We start from the raw sequence: 14,901 nt of genomic DNA on the forward strand, positions 1-14,901 counted from the left end.
GCGGTGTAACTGACACACCAAGGCGATGCTATCGCAGGCAAGCCTGCTCCCACATTTGTTTTGTGGTGTTGCTGAGATCTAGCGCGGTTCGATGTGGGCAATCATCAACTGCACGGTTTCATTCCCGCGAAACTCGTTCACATCCAGCTTATAGGCCAACTCCACCCACTTCACCGTCGGGTTCGGCCAGACCTCTCGGTCCACCCCAAACGCAATCCCGTCCAGCTTCACCGACCCGCACTCGGTCTTGAGCACCACTTTGAGGTGCCGCTCTCCCACCACACGTTGCTCCACCAACTGGAACACCCCGTGAAACACCGGCTCGGGAAAGTGCTGGCCCCATGGGCCGGCGTGGCGCAGTGCACGGGCCAGTTCCAGGTGAAACTCTTCCACGGCCAGGGTGCCGTCAGACAGCAGGCGCCCAGTCAGGTCTTCTTCACGCAGTTGCCGACGCACTTCCGCATCAAAGGCCTCGGCAAACAGTGGGAAGTTTTCCTCAGCCAGCGTCAGCCCCGCCGCCATGGCGTGGCCGCCGTATTTGGCGATCAGGTTGGGATGCTGGCTCGCCACCACCGCCAGCGCATCACGGATGTGAAAACCCTGCACCGAGCGCCCAGAGCCCTTGAGCAGGCCGTCACCGGCGTCGGCGAAGGCGATGGTCGGGCGGAAGTAACGTTCTTTCATGCGCGACGCCAAAATCCCGATCACGCCCTGGTGCCATTCCGGATCGAACAGGCATAAGCCGTAAGGCATCGACTCCACCGGCAAGTCCTTGAGCTGGGCCAGGGCCTCGCGTTGCATGCCTTGCTCGATGGATTTGCGGTCCTGGTTCATGCCATCCAGTTGCGCGGCCATTTCCCGTGCAGCGGCAAAGTCCGTGGTGAGCAGGCATTCAATGCCCAGGCTCATATCATCCAGGCGCCCCGCTGCGTTCAGGCGCGGCCCGAGGATAAACCCCAGGTCAGTGGAGGTGATGCGCGCCGCATCGCGCTTGGCCACTTCCAGGATCGCCTTGATCCCCGGCCGCGCACGCCCGGCGCGAATGCGCTCCAGGCCCTGATGCACGAGGATGCGGTTGTTCGCGTCCAGAGGTACAACGTCGGCCACGCTGCCCAAGGCGACCAGATCGAGCAGTTCGCCAATGTTGGGCTGCGGCTTGTTTTCGTACCAACCGAGGCTGCGCAGGCGCGCACGAAGGGCCATCAGCACGTAGAAAATCACGCCCACGCCGGCCAGGGCCTTGCTGGGGAATTCACAGCCGGGCTGGTTCGGGTTGACGATAGCGTCGGCCAGCGGCAGTTCGTCGCCGGGCAAGTGGTGGTCCGTCACCAGCACACTCAGCCCCGCCGCTTTCGCCGCCGCCACGCCTTCGACACTGGAGATGCCGTTGTCCACGGTGATCAGCAACTGCGGCTTGCGCTGCAGGGCCACGGCGACAATTTCGGGGGTGAGGCCGTAGCCATACTCGAAGCGGTTAGGCACCAGGTAATCGACATGCGCCGCGCCGAGCAGACGCAAGCCCAGGGTGCCCACGGTGCTGGCCGTGGCGCCGTCGGCATCGAAGTCTCCGACGATCAGGATGCGCTGGCGCTGCTCCAAGGCTGTCACCAGCAGGTCCACGGCGGCATCGATGCCCTTGAGTTGCTGGTAGGGAATCAACCGCGCCAGGCTTTTATCCAGCTCGGCTTCCGACTGCACCCCGCGTGCGGCATAGAGACGGGTCAACAGCGGCGGCAATTCACCGAGAAACGGCAGGACAGCAGGCAATGGGCGGGGATCGATACGCATGGGGTGACAGGTGCTTCTCTTCTAATACAGCGGTTAAACAGCAATTCTGAATACAACACAAATCAACTGTGGGAGCTGGCTTGCCTGCGATAGCGGTGTATCGGCAGCAGATGTGCCAACTGACCCACCGCTATCGCAGGCAAGCCAGCTCCTACACGACCCCGTTTCGGCAGGGTCAGCCGCGTTCGCCGGCCAGCCATTGCAATTGCACTTCATGCTGGCCACGGTCGTCGGTGACGAAGATCGTGCCTTCACTGATCATCACGTCCCACTTGATCACGCGGGGCATGTCCTTGGCCAACGTCTCCAGGACTTCCTGCGGTACCGCGGCGATGTGTACATTTTTCAGGTTGTTCGCCACCGGCACGACCTTGCCTTCCCACACGCGCAGGCTGCCGTAGGCCAGCAGGCTGGTGCGCTCGGTGCGGCGCGAGCACCAGGTCAGGCGGTCGGCGTCAGGCTGGCCGACTTCGATCCAGTGCAGGACCCGGTCATCCAGGCTTTTTTCCCACAGGGCAGGTTCGTCTACATCCGACAGGCCACGCCCGAACGACAGCTGCTCGTTGTACCAGAGGGCGTAGGCCAGCAGGCGCACGGTCATGCGTTCTTCGGTTTCCGAAGGATGGCGGGCGATGGTCTGTTTGACACTCTCGTACACCGAGCGATCGAGGTCGGTGAGGTTGAGTTCGAATTTATAAGTCGTGGACGGCTGGGCCATGAACGGGCTTCTAGAGACAGGGAAAGGCGGCCAGTCTAACCGATGGCGAGGTCATTCAACGAATACTGAGCTGCATCATCCTTATCACTGGGCCCCTCGCCTATGTTAAAAGGCATTCCACCACCGCCCTGCACAGACAAGGATCCTCATGTCGTTTAACGCCAAACCGCTTGCCGGCCTGAAAGTCATCGAACTGGGCACCCTGATTGCCGGCCCGTTCGCCTCGCGTATCTGCGCCGAATTCGGTGCCGAGGTGATCAAGGTCGAATCACCGGATGGCGGCGACCCGCTGCGCAAATGGCGCAAGCTGTATGAAGGTACTTCGCTGTGGTGGTTTGTGCAGGCCCGTAATAAAAAATCGCTGACGCTGAACCTCAAGCACCCGGACGGCCTGGCGATTCTCAAGCAACTGCTGGCAGACGCCGACATCCTGATCGAGAACTTCCGCCCCGGCGTGTTGGAAAAACTCGGCCTGAGCTGGGAAACCCTGCATGCACTGAACCCGAAATTGGTGATGGTGCGCCTGTCGGGCTTTGGCCAGACCGGGCCGATGAAGGACCAGCCTGGTTTCGGTGCCGTGGGCGAGTCCATGGGTGGGCTGCGCTACATCACCGGGTTCGAGGATCGCCCGCCCGTGCGCACCGGCATCTCCATCGGCGACTCGATTGCGGCCTTGTGGGCTGTGATCGGCGCACTGATGGCCTTGCGTCACCGCGAGGTGAACGGCGGGCTCGGCCAGGTGGTGGATGTGGCGCTGTACGAAGCGATTTTCGCCATGATGGAAAGCATGATTCCGGAGTTCGACGTGTTCGGCTTCATTCGCGAGCGCACCGGCAACATCATGCCCGGCATCACGCCCTCCTCGATCCACACCAGTGCCGACGGCAAGCACGTGCAGATCGGCGCCAATGGCGATGCGATCTTCAAACGGTTCATGAGCGCCATCGGCCGTGACGACCTGGCCAATGACCCGGCGCTGTCCAGCAATGACGGGCGTGACAGCCGCCGTGACGAGCTGTACGGCGTGATCGATCGCTGGGTCAATTCGCTGCCGCTGGCGCAGGTGGTCGACCAACTCAACAAGGCCGAAGTGCCCGCCAGCCGTATCTACAGCGCCGAGGACATGCTGGGTGACCCGCAGTTTCTCGCCCGGGAAATGTTCCTCAAGGCGCAGTTGCCGGGAGGCAAGGACTTCAAGATGCCGGGCATCGTGCCCAAGCTTTCGGACACGCCAGGTAGCTGTGAATGGGTAGGTCCGCAATTGGGTGAACACAACAGCGTGGTGCTCAATGAGCTGGGCTACGACGCCTTGGCCATCACCCGCTTGCGTGAGGCTGGCGCGATCTGATGGCTCGCCGCACCAGGCGCTTGTCCAGGCAACTCTGTCTCGCCATGATGATGGTCAGCTGTGGCTGGCCACTTTTGGCCAACGCCGAGGACACCTTGATCTGGCTGCTGCGCGACTTGCCGCCACTGACCATTTTCGAAGGACCACAGAAAGGCCAGGGCGCGCTGGACGAGTTGTTGCCGATGCTCAAGGAGCGGCTGCCGGAATATCGGCACCAGATCCTGCACGTCAATCGCGCCCGTGGCACGCAAATGCTGCGCGAGCCCTCGTTCACCTGCGACCCGTCGCTGCTGTGGACGCCTGAGCGGGCCAGCTACGTGGTGTTTTCGGCCCAGGCCTTTGTGGTGGTCAGCAACGGGGTGATGATCCGTCGCAGCAAAGAGGCCGCGATGGCGGCCTATATCGTCGACGGCCAGTTCGACTTGCAGGCCTTTCTCGAAGCGCACAATGCACGCCTGGGGGCCATTGCCGAGCGCAGCTATGGCCCGGCCATCGACGAGCGGCTCAAGCACGCCGCGCCTCATCGGCTGGCGCTGCATTACGGTAACGACGCCCTCGGTAGCCTGTTGCAGATGCAGCGTCTTGGCCGTCTGGAAGCGGTACTGGGCTATTGGACGGAAATCCGCTATCACGCACAGCAGCAAGGTATCGACCCACAAGACCTGGCGTTCTTCCCCATCAAAGGCTCAGCGCCTTACCAACGCACCTACATCGGTTGCTCAGACACCGCCCAGGGGCGGCAGGCCATCGAACGCATCAACGCGGTACTGCGAGACATCCCACAAGGGCAAGTACAGCAGTCCTACGCCTCGTGGCTGGACCCCGTCATGCGCGAGCGCTACCTGTCGGACAACCCGAGTTTTTTCCAGGAAGCCCCTGCGCCCTGACAAATCCCGGGCAAAAAGAAACCCCGAAGAGTGGGGAGACACTTCGGGGTTAAACGTGGCCTACAAAGACCAGTACGACAAGCCACAAACACCGGAGCACAATGCTTGCTCTTGCCGTTATAAAGTCTGACCGGCCATGATGTAGGAAGTTTCCTCAGATAAACTTTTCTTCATGCCACGGCAGCGTTGCGTGTCTGGGCAGCGTTTCTCAGGGCAGCGATGACGGAAGGTTCCAGGCGACCTTCGGCGATTTTCAGGTCTCGCAACAAACAGTCCACCACATCCACCAGCACACGCTTGTCCATCAATTGCGCTCGGTCGACTTCACGCTCGACGACAATAGCGCCAGCAGGGTTCTTCACGGTCACCAGGCACTCGGCCTGCACACCAGAGGTGGTCAGCGTAACCTGATAAGGGCTCAGTGCTTCTTCGAGCAATAGGCTGATACTTTCCATCTCGATCACCACTCAATAGTTCGGGAACAATCGGTTCAACGGGAGCTGCATCTATCCTAAGTGACTGTTTGTGACGTAGGAAAGTTCGCTTTATCGTCTTTATGGGGTCGTCAGGGGTGACGGATTCCAGCATGCGCTTGCAACATGACAACGAAAAAACGGAGCACATACCTGCTTACGCAATGGGCAGCTGTTTTGGGGTTTGCCGAGGGCTGCTGTCCGAGGTGAATCCTAAACTCGGTGAGCGCTGAACAGGCTGTTATGCCGTTAAAAGCGCATGTCAAAAGGCTCTTATTGCGAAGGATGAAGACAATGCTGGAACACGACAAACAGCAAGCGGCGTTAGAGAAGATTCACGCCGACATATCACGCATCTATGCGGAGCAACGCAAACTCACGGCTGAAACACACAAGATAACCCGTGAAAATTTCTGGTACCCCCTGGGGGTTGTAATGGCCATGTTTACGGCGTTCAGCACCGTATTGGCCATCGCGCAGAAACTTCTAACGTAATCGCTCACGCCAAGCCGGGCCTGCCAGAAACAAAAAAACGCCGCTGTCCCAAGGAAGGGACAGCGGCGTTCTTGTCTACGCGGCTTGCCTTACAGCGGCTTGCCCCGGTTGCCATGCTGGCTCACAAATGCCTGCACCGCCTTCAGGTCATTGGCCAGCACTGTGCAGCGCTCTTCGCGCTCGAACAGGTCAGCCAGGTGCACCGGCAATTCCAGTGCCTTGCCAACGCCGGCTTTCTCCACGGCCTCCGGGAATTTAACCGGGTGCGCAGTGCCCAGGATCACCATCGGGATATCCAGGCTGCGACGGCATTCGCGCGCGGCCTTCACACCGATGGCGGTGTGCGGGTCGAGCAGCTCGCCGGTCTGGGCATAGACTTCTGCGATGGTTTCGCAGGTCTGTGCATCGTCGACGGCCAGGGAGTCGAACAGCTTGCGGGTTTCGGTCCAGCGTTCTTCGTCCACGCTGAAACCGCCGCCGCTCTTGAAGGTGTCCATCAAGCCGGCAATGGCCGCACCGTTGCGACCGTGCATGTCGAACAGCAGGCGTTCGAAGTTCGACGAGACCATGATGTCCATGGACGGCGACAGCGTGGCGTGCAGGGTTTCCTTGACGTACTGGTTGCCGCTCATGAAGCGGTGCAGGATGTCATTGCGGTTGGTGGCGACGATCAACTGGTTGATCGGCAGGCCCATGTTGCGCGCCAGGTAGCCGGCGAAGATGTCACCGAAGTTGCCGGTTGGCACCGAGAACGACACCGAACGCGCCGGGCCGCCCAACTGCAGGGAGGCGTGGAAGTAGTAGACAATCTGGGCCATGATCCGCGCCCAGTTGATCGAGTTCACCGCTACCAGTCGCGTGCCCTTCAGGAAGCTCTGGTCAGCGAAGCTGTTCTTGACCATTTCCTGGCAGTCATCGAAGTTGCCTTCGATGGCGATGTTGTGGATGTTCTCACCAAAGATGGTGGTCATCTGGCGACGCTGTACTTCCGACACGCGCTGGTGCGGGTGCAGGATGAAGATGTCGACGTTTTCGCAGTGCTTGCAGCCTTCGATGGCGGCCGAGCCGGTATCACCGGAGGTAGCACCGATGATCACCACGCGCTCGCCACGTTTTTGCAGCACGTAGTCCAGCAGGCGACCCAGCAGTTGCAGGGCGAAGTCCTTGAACGCCAGGGTCGGGCCGTGGAACAGTTCCAGCACCCACTCGTTGCCATTCAGCTGGCGCAGAGGCGCGATGGCGTTGTGGGAGAACACGCCGTAGGTCTCTTCCAGGATCTTCTTGAAGTCTGCATCCGGAATGCTGCCGGTGACGAACGGGCGCATCACCCGGAACGCCAGCTCGTGGTACGGCAGGCCGGCCCAGGAGGCGATTTCTTCCTGGGTAAAGCGTGGCAGGTTTTCCGGCACGTACAGGCCGCCATCAGTGGCAAGACCTGCCAGCAGGACGTCTTCGAAATTCAGGGCCGGTGCCTGGCCGCGGGTGCTGATATAACGCATGACTGGCTCCTCTAGAGCATTCTTGAACAAGGGCCGCCGAACCTGCGGGGCCCTTGCAGCAAAACCATTAGTTCAGGTGTTCGACGCGGATCCGCACCACCGGGCCGACCACGCCTTGAAGGGCTTCCAGGGCGGCGATGGCGTCGTTGATGTGCTGCTCGAGCACGCGGTGGGTCAGCAGGATCATCGGCACCTGGCCGTTTTGCTCCTCGACTTCCTTCTGCATGATCGATTCGATGTTGATACCACGCTCCGACAGGATGCTGGCCACCTGGGCCAACACGCCCGGGTGATCCTGGGCCTGGATGCGCAGGTAGTAGGCGCTTTCACAGGCTTCGATCGGCAGGATCGGGTGGGCCGACAGCGAGTCCGGCTGGAAGGCCAGGTGCGGCACGCGGTTTTCCGGGTCGCTGGTCATGGCGCGGACCACGTCCACCAAGTCAGCGATGACCGAGGAAGCCGTTGGCTCCATGCCGGCGCCGGCGCCGTAGAACAGGGTCGAACCTGCCGCATCACCGTTGACCATCACCGCGTTCATCACGCCATTGACGTTGGCGATCAGGCGGTCGGCCGGGATCAGCGTCGGGTGCACACGCAGTTCGATACCCGCCGGTGTGCTGCGCGCCACGCCCAGGTGCTTGATCCGGTAGCCCAGCGCTTCGGCGTAGTTCACATCGGCAGTGGTCAGTTTGGTGATGCCTTCGGTGTAGGCCTTGTCGAACTGCAGCGGAATACCAAAGGCGATGGAGGCCAGGATGGTCAGCTTGTGCGCAGCGTCGATGCCTTCCACGTCGAAGGTCGGGTCAGCTTCGGCGTAACCCAGGGCCTGGGCTTCGGCCAGCACGTCTTCGAAGGTACGGCCCTTCTCGCGCATTTCGGTGAGGATGAAGTTGCCAGTGCCGTTGATGATCCCGGCCACCCAGTTGATACGGTTGGCGGACAGGCCTTCACGGATCGCCTTGATCACCGGGATGCCACCGGCCACGGCGGCTTCGAACGCCACGATCACGCCCTTCTCGCGGGCCTTGGCGAAGATCTCGTTGCCGTGCACGGCGATCAGCGCCTTGTTGGCGGTGACCACGTGCTTGCCGTTCTCGATGGCCTTGAGCACCAACTCACGGGCCACGGTATAACCGCCGACCAGTTCGATGACGATATCGATCTCAGGGTTGGTGGCAACGGCGAACACATCGTTGGTAATCGCAATACCGGTCGTTTCGAACTGAGGCTTTGGCGAACGTGTGGCAATTTGTGCCACTTCAATCCCGCGACCTGCACGGCGGGAAATTTCCTCAGCGTTACGCTGAAGTACGTTAAAGGTGCCGCCACCGACGGTCCCTAACCCACAGATGCCTACTTTGACCGGTTTCACTGAAGAACTCCCCATGAAACGGCCGACGCTAGGTCGGCCGTGGAAAACAGCCGCACGACTGCGGCTTTCAATTAGTGGCCCGCCGACTCATCAGCGGGCCATGATCGTCAAAGGTTCGACGATGCTGGTTTATTTGGCACTCAGCGCCAGTTTGGCAACTTGTGGTGCCGGCTGGTAGCCCGGAATCACTTGGCCGTCCGCCAAAACGATGGCCGGTGTACCGTTCACGCCAATGGACTGGCCCAGGGCGAACTGCTTGGAAACCGGGTTGGCGCATTTGGCTGCCTTGATTTCCTTGCCATCGACCATCTTGTCCATGGCGGCCTTCTTGTCGGCCGAGCACCACACGGCTTGCAGCTGCTCATCACCCGGCGAGCCCAGGCCCTGGCGCGGGAATGCTACGTAGCGCACTTCCACGCCCAGCTTGTTCAGCGCAGGCACTTCGGCGTGCAGCTTGTGGCAGTACGGGCAGGTGGTGTCGGTGAACACGGTGATGTGGGTCTTGGTCTCGCCGATGGCCGGGTAAACCACGGTTTCAGCCACCGGAATGCCGTTGATCAGCTTGGACACGCCCAGGCGCTCGGCTTTCTCGGTCAGGTTGACCGGCTTGCCGTCCTTCAACTGGAACAGGTAGCCCTGGACGATGTACTGACCGTCGGCACTGGCGTACAGCACACGGCTGCCCTTGAGCTTGACTTCATACAGGCCGGCCATGGGGCTGGCGCTGATGCTTTCGATCGGGGTGTCGAGCTGCAGGTTGGCCAGGCTCTTGCGAATGGTCTGCTCGGCGGCGTCATCGGCGAACGCAAAGGTGGAAACCAACGCAATGGCTGCGGCGGCAATAATCTGGGTCAAGCGCATGGGAACTCCTGAAGGCAGATGCAGGGACGGAAGCAGTCGCGCCGATGTGGAAACCCGGGCATGGGCCGTCCCCTTTGCTAACCGGCAAAGCCTACCACAGTTGGGCCGCAGGGCAGCCCGTGACGGGATAAATTGGCGGTTTTCAGCCTCGCGGGTGATGTTTGGCGTGCATATCCTGCAATCGTGCACGGGCCACGTGGGTATAGATCTGGGTTGTGGATAAATCGCTGTGGCCCAGCAGCATCTGGACCACACGTAAATCCGCACCGTGGTTGAGCAAATGCGTGGCAAAGGCATGGCGCAACGTGTGGGGCGACAGTGCCTTGCCGATCCCGGCGACCTTGGCCTGGTGCTTGATGCGGTGCCAGAAGGTCTGGCGCGTCATCTGCTCGCCGCGCAGGCTTGGAAACAGTACATCACTGGGGCGTCCTCCCAGCAGTTCGCTACGTGCCTCCCGCATATAGCGCTCCACCCACACAATCGCCTCCTCGCCCATCGGCACCAAACGCTCCTTGCTGCCCTTGCCCATCACCCGCAATACGCCCTGGCGCAAGTTGACTTGCTCCAGAGTCAGGCTGATCAGCTCGGTGACGCGCAGGCCGCAGGCGTAGAGCACTTCGAGCATGGCGCGATCACGTTGGCCGATGGCTTCGCTCAGGTCGGGGGCAGCGAGCAAAGCGTCCACATCGGCTTCCGACAGGGATTTGGGCAGCGGCCTGCCGAGCTGCGGCATATCGACTTGCAGGGTGGGGTCGAGGGCGATCAGCTTTTCTCGCAACAAATAGCGATAGAAGCCACGCACACCTGAGAGGAATCGCGCGGTGGAGCGGGGTTTGTAGTTCTGCTCCAGGCGCCAGGCCAGGTGATCGAGGATCAGCTCGCGGCCTGCGTTGACCAGTTCGAGGTTCTTTTCCTGCAGCCAGCCGTTGAACAAGGCCAGGTCGCTGCGGTAGGCCTGGCGGGTGTTGTCGGACAGGCCTTTTTCCAGCCAGAGGGCGTCTAGGAAGCGGTCGATCAAAGGGTGGTCAATGGCGGGCATGGGAGCTCAGGCAGTTTTCTGTAGTGTCTGTTAGATCCTATCGCAGGCAAGCCAGCTCCCACAGGGGTTTTGTGTCAGGGCGCTGATATGTGCCCGACACCGATCAAATGTGGGAGCTGGCTTGCCTGCGATGGCCGCGGCTCGGTCCAGGATCAGTCTACAAACCCAGGCAGCACCGGCACCGGCCGCTTGTCGGCATCGATGGCCACAAAGCTGAACACCCCCTGGATCGCCTTCTCGCGACCGTCGGCACTCATACTCTCAACAAACACTTCCACTTCAACCTTGAGGCTGGTGTTGCCGACCTTGATCACCCGGCCGATCAGCTCAACGATGGAGCCGGCAGGGATCGCGTGGTTGAAGTCGATACGGTCGGTAGACACGGTCACCAACGGCAACCGGCAAAAACGCGTGGCAGTAATGAACGACACTTCGTCCATCCAGGCCAGGGCGGTGCCGCCGAACAGGGTGTTGTGGTGGTTGGTGGTCGGCGGGAACACGGCCTTGGTCACATGGGTGACGGACAGGTCGGTGCGGCGCTGGATTTCTTCAAGGCGGGTGGTCATAAACAAATACCGGGACTAGACAAATTTCAGGCACAAAAAAGCAGCCCGTAGGCTGCTTTTTTCTGCATCGGGAAGCTGGACTTAAGCCAGTTTTTCCTTGATGCGAGCTGCTTTACCGGACAGGTCACGCAGGTAGTACAGCTTGGCTTTACGTACGTCACCGCGACGCTTGACGGCCATGCTGTCGATTTGCGGGCTGTAGGTCTGGAAAGTACGCTCTACGCCAACACCGTTGGAGATTTTACGAACAGTGAAAGCACTGTTCACACCACGGTTACGCTTGGCGATTACCACGCCTTCGAACGCTTGCAGACGCGAACGGTCGCCTTCCTTCACTTTCACCTGAACGACAATGGTGTCGCCCGGGGCAAAGGTAGGGATCTCTTTGGTCATCTGCTCTGCTTCGAGTGCAAGGATGATTTTGTTAGTCATGCTGTGCTCCTAAGGTAAGTCAATGGACCTACCATCGATACGTTGTTAACTATCGTCCCGCGCGAGGATGTATTCCTCGAGCAGCTTCTTCTCTTCTCCAGAAAGCGAGCGGCTTTCCAGAAGATCGGCGCGTCGTTCATAGGTCCGACCAAGGGACTGCTGTAAACGCCAACGCCGGATGTGTGCGTGATTGCCACTTAGCAATACGTCGGGAACACGCTGATCCGCATACACCTCCGGTCGGGTGTAGTGCGGGCAATCCAGCAAACCATCCGTGAAGGAATCTTCCTCCGCGGAGTCCGCATGCCCTAAAGCTCCAGGCAGCAGTCGTGTAACCGCATCTATCAGGACCATCGCCGGCAGCTCGCCGCCAGACAGGACATAGTCCCCAATCGACCACTCTTCATCGACATGAGCTTCAATAAACCGCTCGTCAATGCCTTCATAGCGACCGGCAATCAGGATCAGTGCTTCCTCATTCGCCAGTTCGCGTACCGCCGCCTGTTTCAGCTGACAGCCTTGAGGGGACAGGTAAATTACCTTCGCCTTCTCCCCGGCAGCAGCCTTGGCCTGAACCAATGCGTCTTCCAGGGGCTTGATCTTCATCACCATGCCCGGGCCACCGCCAAATGGGCGATCGTCCACAGTGTGATGTCGATCCGTCGTGTAGTCTCGCGGGTTCCAACAGGTGAGCTGCAAGAGCCCCTGTTTCACCGCCCGACTGGTGATGCCGTACTCGCTGATGGCGGAAAACATCTCGGGAAACAAACTGATCACTTCAATGCGCAAATTAGCCACGCTTAGAAGTCCGCGTCCCATTCCACCTTCATCTCGCCCGCGGCCAGGTCGACGGCCAACACGCATTGCTCGGTATACGGCAACAGGCGTTCGCGATCATCCAGGCTGCCAGCGCAAGGCTTGACCACCATTACATCATTGGCGCCGGTTTCCAGAAGATGATCGATTTTCCCGAGCAATTGCCCCAGTTGATCGATAACCTTCAGACCTTCCAGCTGGTACCAGTAGTACTCGCCGTCGGTCAATTCAGGGAACAGGTTGCGTGGCACGCAGATCTCATAACCAGCCAGAAGACGAGCTTCTTCACGATCATCAAGACCCTTGAGCTTTGCGACCAGGAACTTGTCGCTCCCGCGTCCACTGACCAGCTCGACCTGTTTCACACTACCTTCGCGCTTGAGCGTCCAGGTCTTGTACTGCAACAGGTTTTCAGTCGGATCAGTAAAGGAATACACCTTCACTTCGCCGCGAACGCCATGAACAGAATAAATCTTGCCGATAACGATCAAATCATCAGCAACAGCTGGCGTCGCGTTCATATCGCTCAGGCCGCAGCCTTAGAAGCGTCCTTCAGCAACTGAGCAACGCGCTCAGAAGGTTGTGCACCAACGCTCAGCCAGTAGGCTACGCGCTCTTGGTTCACGGACAGACGAACTTCTTGACCACGAGCGATCGGGTTGAAGAAGCCAACTTGTTCCTTGTGAGAGCCGTCACGTGGGTTGCGGCTGTCAGTTACGGTCAAGTGGTAAAACGGGCGCTTTTTGGAGCCGCCAAGGGCAAGACGGATTGTTAGCATGTGAACATCGTTCCTGTAGTCGGTGCTGCAAATCTAAATGCACAGCGGGCATAGGTGCCCGAAAGGCCGCATATTCTAAGGAATATCCGGACTTTTGCAAATGTCTTTTTCTGGCGCCTATCGGCGTGCCATTCAGATCTGCTATAGAGCCGTCGGTTAAAACGGCGAGTCAGCGCCCGCCAACGGCGGGTTTGCTGGAGATCCCACATCCCTGTGGGTCGGAGCACAAGCGGGCTTGCGCTCGAATTCTTTACATCTTGGGCATGCCGCCGCCGGGCAACATACCGCCCATGCCGCGCATCATCTTGGCCATGCCGCCTTTGGCAGAGAATTTCTTCATCATCTTCTGCATCTGCTTGTGCTGCTTGATCAAGCGGCCGATGTCCTGCACCTGGGTGCCGGAGCCCATGGCGATCCGACGTTTGCGCGAACCGCTGATCAGCTCAGGGTCGCGGCGCTCGGCCGGGGTCATGGAGTTGATGATGGCTTCCATCTGCTTGAACTGCTTCTCTGCCGCGCCTTGGGCATTGCCCATCTGCGCCAGATTCACACCGCCGATGTTCGGTAGCTTGTCCATCAGGCCGCCGAGGCCGCCCATGTTCTTCATTTGTTGCAGCTGGTCGCGGAAGTCTTCGAGGTCGAAGCCCTTGCCCTTCTTCAGCTTCTTGGCCAGCTTGTCGGCCTTGTCTTTGTCGAGCGTGGCTTCGGCCTGCTCGATCAGGCTGAGCACGTCGCCCATGCCGAGGATGCGCGAAGCAATACGCTCAGGGTGGAACGGCTCGAGCGCTTCGCTCTTCTCGCCCATACCGATGAACTTGATTGGCTTGCCGGTGATGGCACGTACCGACAGCGCGGCACCGCCACGGGCGTCGCCGTCGACCTTGGTCAGGATCACACCGGTCAGCGGCAGCGCATCACCAAACGCCTTGGCGGTGTTGGCCGCATCCTGGCCGGTCATGGCGTCGACCACGAACAGCGTCTCGACCGGGTTGATCGCGGCATGCAGCGCCTTGATCTCGCCCATCATCTCTTCGTCGATGTGCAGGCGACCGGCGGTATCGACGATGACCACGTCGATGAACTTGAGCTTGGCTTCTTTAATAGCAGCGTTGGCGATGTCGACCGGCTTCTGGCTCAGGTCGGACGGGAAGAAGGTCACACCCACTTCGCCTGCCAGCATTTCCAGCTGCTTGATCGCGGCCGGACGGTAGACGTCAGCCGACACCACCATCACGGACTTCTTCTTGCGCTCTTTAAGGAAGCGCGCCAGCTTGCCGGCGGTGGTGGTCTTACCCGCACCTTGCAGACCGGCCATCAATACGACGGCCGGTGGCACGGCGCTGAGGTTCAGGTCTTCGTTCGCTGCGCCCATCAGGCTTTCGAGTTCGGCCTGGACGATCTTCACAAAGGCCTGGCCCGGGGTCAGGCTGCGGGACACTTCGGTGCCCACCGCGCGCTCTTTGACCGAGTTGACGAAGTCCTTGACCACAGGCAAGGCCACGTCGGCTTCCAGCAACGCCATGCGCACTTCGCGCAGGGTGTCTTTAATATTGTCCTCGGTCAGCTTGGCCTTGCCGGTGACATGGCGCAGCGTCTGCGAGAGACGGTCAGTCAGATTTTCAAACATGCGCGATCCTTTCAGGCCCTATCATAGACCGAGGTAATGGCGGCCCAGGCTGTGGTAAATCGCTATTAAAAACAGCGCTCGGCGAGCCTGCGGCGTGGGCAGGTCGCGGATTATAGCGAAGACTGCGTCGGTGCACACCCGCTGTCTGGCCCGGGAGTCTTTCGTGGAACGCAGGGGTATGCCAAACTCAGCGCCTTTCGGG

16 protein-coding genes are annotated in these 14,901 nt (G+C 60.0%); 3 read left to right on the plus strand and 13 right to left on the minus strand.

Going from position 1 to position 14,901, the window contains the following annotated elements; all coding sequences use genetic code 11:
• Positions 1-78 precede the first annotated feature (78 nt).
• Positions 79-1,788, minus strand: a complete 1,710-nt coding sequence (recJ, locus tag M2394_RS22860) for a single-stranded-DNA-specific exonuclease RecJ (protein ID WP_259174671.1) — start codon at positions 1,786-1,788, stop codon at positions 79-81.
• A 175-nt stretch (positions 1,789-1,963) separates the two neighbouring features.
• Complete coding sequence (locus tag M2394_RS22865) at positions 1,964-2,506, minus strand: YaeQ family protein (protein WP_178921689.1); 543 nt, start codon at positions 2,504-2,506, stop codon at positions 1,964-1,966.
• Between the two features lie 148 nt (positions 2,507-2,654).
• Here M2394_RS22865 and M2394_RS22870 point away from each other — a divergent pair, with 148 nt between their 5' ends.
• Together M2394_RS22870 and M2394_RS22875 are read left to right on the plus strand one after the other, a co-directional pair.
• Positions 2,655-3,854 (plus strand): CaiB/BaiF CoA-transferase family protein, encoded by a 1,200-nt coding sequence (locus M2394_RS22870; protein WP_259174672.1) that lies wholly within the window; start codon positions 2,655-2,657, stop codon positions 3,852-3,854.
• Positions 3,854-4,741 carry a TIGR02285 family protein gene (locus tag M2394_RS22875; RefSeq protein ID WP_259174673.1) on the plus strand — a complete coding sequence of 296 codons (888 nt, stop codon included), beginning with the start codon at positions 3,854-3,856 and terminating at the stop codon, positions 4,739-4,741. The genes M2394_RS22870 and M2394_RS22875 overlap by 1 nt, the downstream gene beginning before the upstream one ends.
• Positions 4,742-4,911: 170 nt before the next feature.
• Here M2394_RS22875 and M2394_RS22880 read toward each other — a convergent pair whose 3' ends face one another.
• Entirely contained in the window at positions 4,912-5,196 is a 285-nt protein-coding gene (locus tag M2394_RS22880; RefSeq protein ID WP_178921683.1) for a DUF3509 domain-containing protein, read from the minus strand.
• A 312-nt stretch (positions 5,197-5,508) separates the two neighbouring features.
• Between M2394_RS22880 and M2394_RS22885 the strand changes: the two genes are divergently transcribed.
• Entirely contained in the window at positions 5,509-5,709 is a 201-nt protein-coding gene (locus M2394_RS22885; RefSeq protein WP_259174675.1) for a hypothetical protein, read from the plus strand.
• Positions 5,710-5,798: 89 nt separating this feature from the next.
• Here the strand turns inward: M2394_RS22885 and thrC are convergent, their stop codons facing one another.
• The 10 genes from thrC to ffh form a co-directional block, all read right to left on the minus strand.
• Positions 5,799-7,208, minus strand: coding sequence for a threonine synthase (gene thrC, locus M2394_RS22890; RefSeq protein ID WP_177004719.1), 1,410 nt, complete (start codon positions 7,206-7,208; stop codon positions 5,799-5,801).
• 67 nt (positions 7,209-7,275) lie between these two features.
• Positions 7,276-8,580 carry a homoserine dehydrogenase gene (locus M2394_RS22895; RefSeq protein ID WP_010207988.1) on the minus strand — a complete coding sequence of 435 codons (1,305 nt, stop codon included), beginning with the start codon at positions 8,578-8,580 and terminating at the stop codon, positions 7,276-7,278.
• 129 nt (positions 8,581-8,709) lie between these two features.
• The gene (locus M2394_RS22900) at positions 8,710-9,441 is read right to left on the minus strand and encodes a thioredoxin fold domain-containing protein (RefSeq protein WP_010207987.1); all 732 of its coding nucleotides are present in this window, start codon (positions 9,439-9,441) and stop codon (positions 8,710-8,712) included.
• A 142-nt stretch (positions 9,442-9,583) separates the two neighbouring features.
• Positions 9,584-10,480, minus strand: a complete 897-nt coding sequence (xerD, locus tag M2394_RS22905; RefSeq protein ID WP_259174677.1) for a site-specific tyrosine recombinase XerD — start codon at positions 10,478-10,480, stop codon at positions 9,584-9,586.
• A 152-nt stretch (positions 10,481-10,632) separates the two neighbouring features.
• The gene (locus tag M2394_RS22910; RefSeq protein ID WP_003193963.1) at positions 10,633-11,046 is read right to left on the minus strand and encodes an acyl-CoA thioesterase; all 414 of its coding nucleotides are present in this window, start codon (positions 11,044-11,046) and stop codon (positions 10,633-10,635) included.
• 81 nt (positions 11,047-11,127) lie between these two features.
• Positions 11,128-11,478: a 50S ribosomal protein L19 gene (gene rplS, locus M2394_RS22915; RefSeq protein WP_003175895.1), complete on the minus strand. Its 351-nt coding sequence runs from the start codon at positions 11,476-11,478 to the stop codon at positions 11,128-11,130.
• Between the two features lie 45 nt (positions 11,479-11,523).
• Positions 11,524-12,297: a tRNA (guanosine(37)-N1)-methyltransferase TrmD gene (gene trmD / locus M2394_RS22920; protein WP_259174678.1), complete on the minus strand. Its 774-nt coding sequence runs from the start codon at positions 12,295-12,297 to the stop codon at positions 11,524-11,526.
• Positions 12,279-12,815, minus strand: a complete 537-nt coding sequence (gene rimM / locus M2394_RS22925; protein ID WP_003175898.1) for a ribosome maturation factor RimM — start codon at positions 12,813-12,815, stop codon at positions 12,279-12,281. Before rimM ends, trmD begins: the two co-directional genes overlap by 19 nt.
• Positions 12,816-12,820: 5 nt before the next feature.
• Positions 12,821-13,072 (minus strand): 30S ribosomal protein S16, encoded by a 252-nt coding sequence (gene rpsP, locus M2394_RS22930; RefSeq protein ID WP_003209587.1) that lies wholly within the window; start codon positions 13,070-13,072, stop codon positions 12,821-12,823.
• A gap of 250 nt (positions 13,073-13,322) precedes the next feature.
• Entirely contained in the window at positions 13,323-14,699 is a 1,377-nt protein-coding gene (gene ffh / locus M2394_RS22935; RefSeq protein ID WP_003193965.1) for a signal recognition particle protein, read from the minus strand.
• Between the last annotated feature and the right edge of the window lie 202 nt (positions 14,700-14,901).

This window comes from Pseudomonas sp. BIGb0164 (genome assembly GCF_024810135.1).
Classification (GTDB): domain Bacteria; phylum Pseudomonadota; class Gammaproteobacteria; order Pseudomonadales; family Pseudomonadaceae; genus Aquipseudomonas.

Coding starts and splice junctions, on each gene's coding strand:
- M2394_RS22865 (WP_178921689.1), bottom strand. CDS start 2,506: ATGGCCCAGCCGTCCACGACTTATAAATTCGAACTCAACCTCACCGAC.
- ffh (WP_003193965.1), bottom strand. CDS start 14,699: ATGTTTGAAAATCTGACTGACCGTCTCTCGCAGACGCTGCGCCATGTC.
- M2394_RS22885 (WP_259174675.1), top strand. CDS start 5,509: ATGCTGGAACACGACAAACAGCAAGCGGCGTTAGAGAAGATTCACGCC.
- recJ (WP_259174671.1), bottom strand. CDS start 1,788: ATGCGTATCGATCCCCGCCCATTGCCTGCTGTCCTGCCGTTTCTCGGT.
- rimM (WP_003175898.1), bottom strand. CDS start 12,815: ATGAACGCGACGCCAGCTGTTGCTGATGATTTGATCGTTATCGGCAAG.
- M2394_RS22900 (WP_010207987.1), bottom strand. CDS start 9,441: ATGCGCTTGACCCAGATTATTGCCGCCGCAGCCATTGCGTTGGTTTCC.
- M2394_RS22880 (WP_178921683.1), bottom strand. CDS start 5,196: ATGGAAAGTATCAGCCTATTGCTCGAAGAAGCACTGAGCCCTTATCAG.
- M2394_RS22875 (WP_259174673.1), top strand. CDS start 3,854: ATGGCTCGCCGCACCAGGCGCTTGTCCAGGCAACTCTGTCTCGCCATG.
- trmD (WP_259174678.1), bottom strand. CDS start 12,297: ATGGGACGCGGACTTCTAAGCGTGGCTAATTTGCGCATTGAAGTGATC.
- rpsP (WP_003209587.1), bottom strand. CDS start 13,072: ATGCTAACAATCCGTCTTGCCCTTGGCGGCTCCAAAAAGCGCCCGTTT.
- xerD (WP_259174677.1), bottom strand. CDS start 10,480: ATGCCCGCCATTGACCACCCTTTGATCGACCGCTTCCTAGACGCCCTC.
- thrC (WP_177004719.1), bottom strand. CDS start 7,208: ATGCGTTATATCAGCACCCGCGGCCAGGCACCGGCCCTGAATTTCGAA.
- rplS (WP_003175895.1), bottom strand. CDS start 11,478: ATGACTAACAAAATCATCCTTGCACTCGAAGCAGAGCAGATGACCAAA.
- M2394_RS22870 (WP_259174672.1), top strand. CDS start 2,655: ATGTCGTTTAACGCCAAACCGCTTGCCGGCCTGAAAGTCATCGAACTG.
- M2394_RS22910 (WP_003193963.1), bottom strand. CDS start 11,046: ATGACCACCCGCCTTGAAGAAATCCAGCGCCGCACCGACCTGTCCGTC.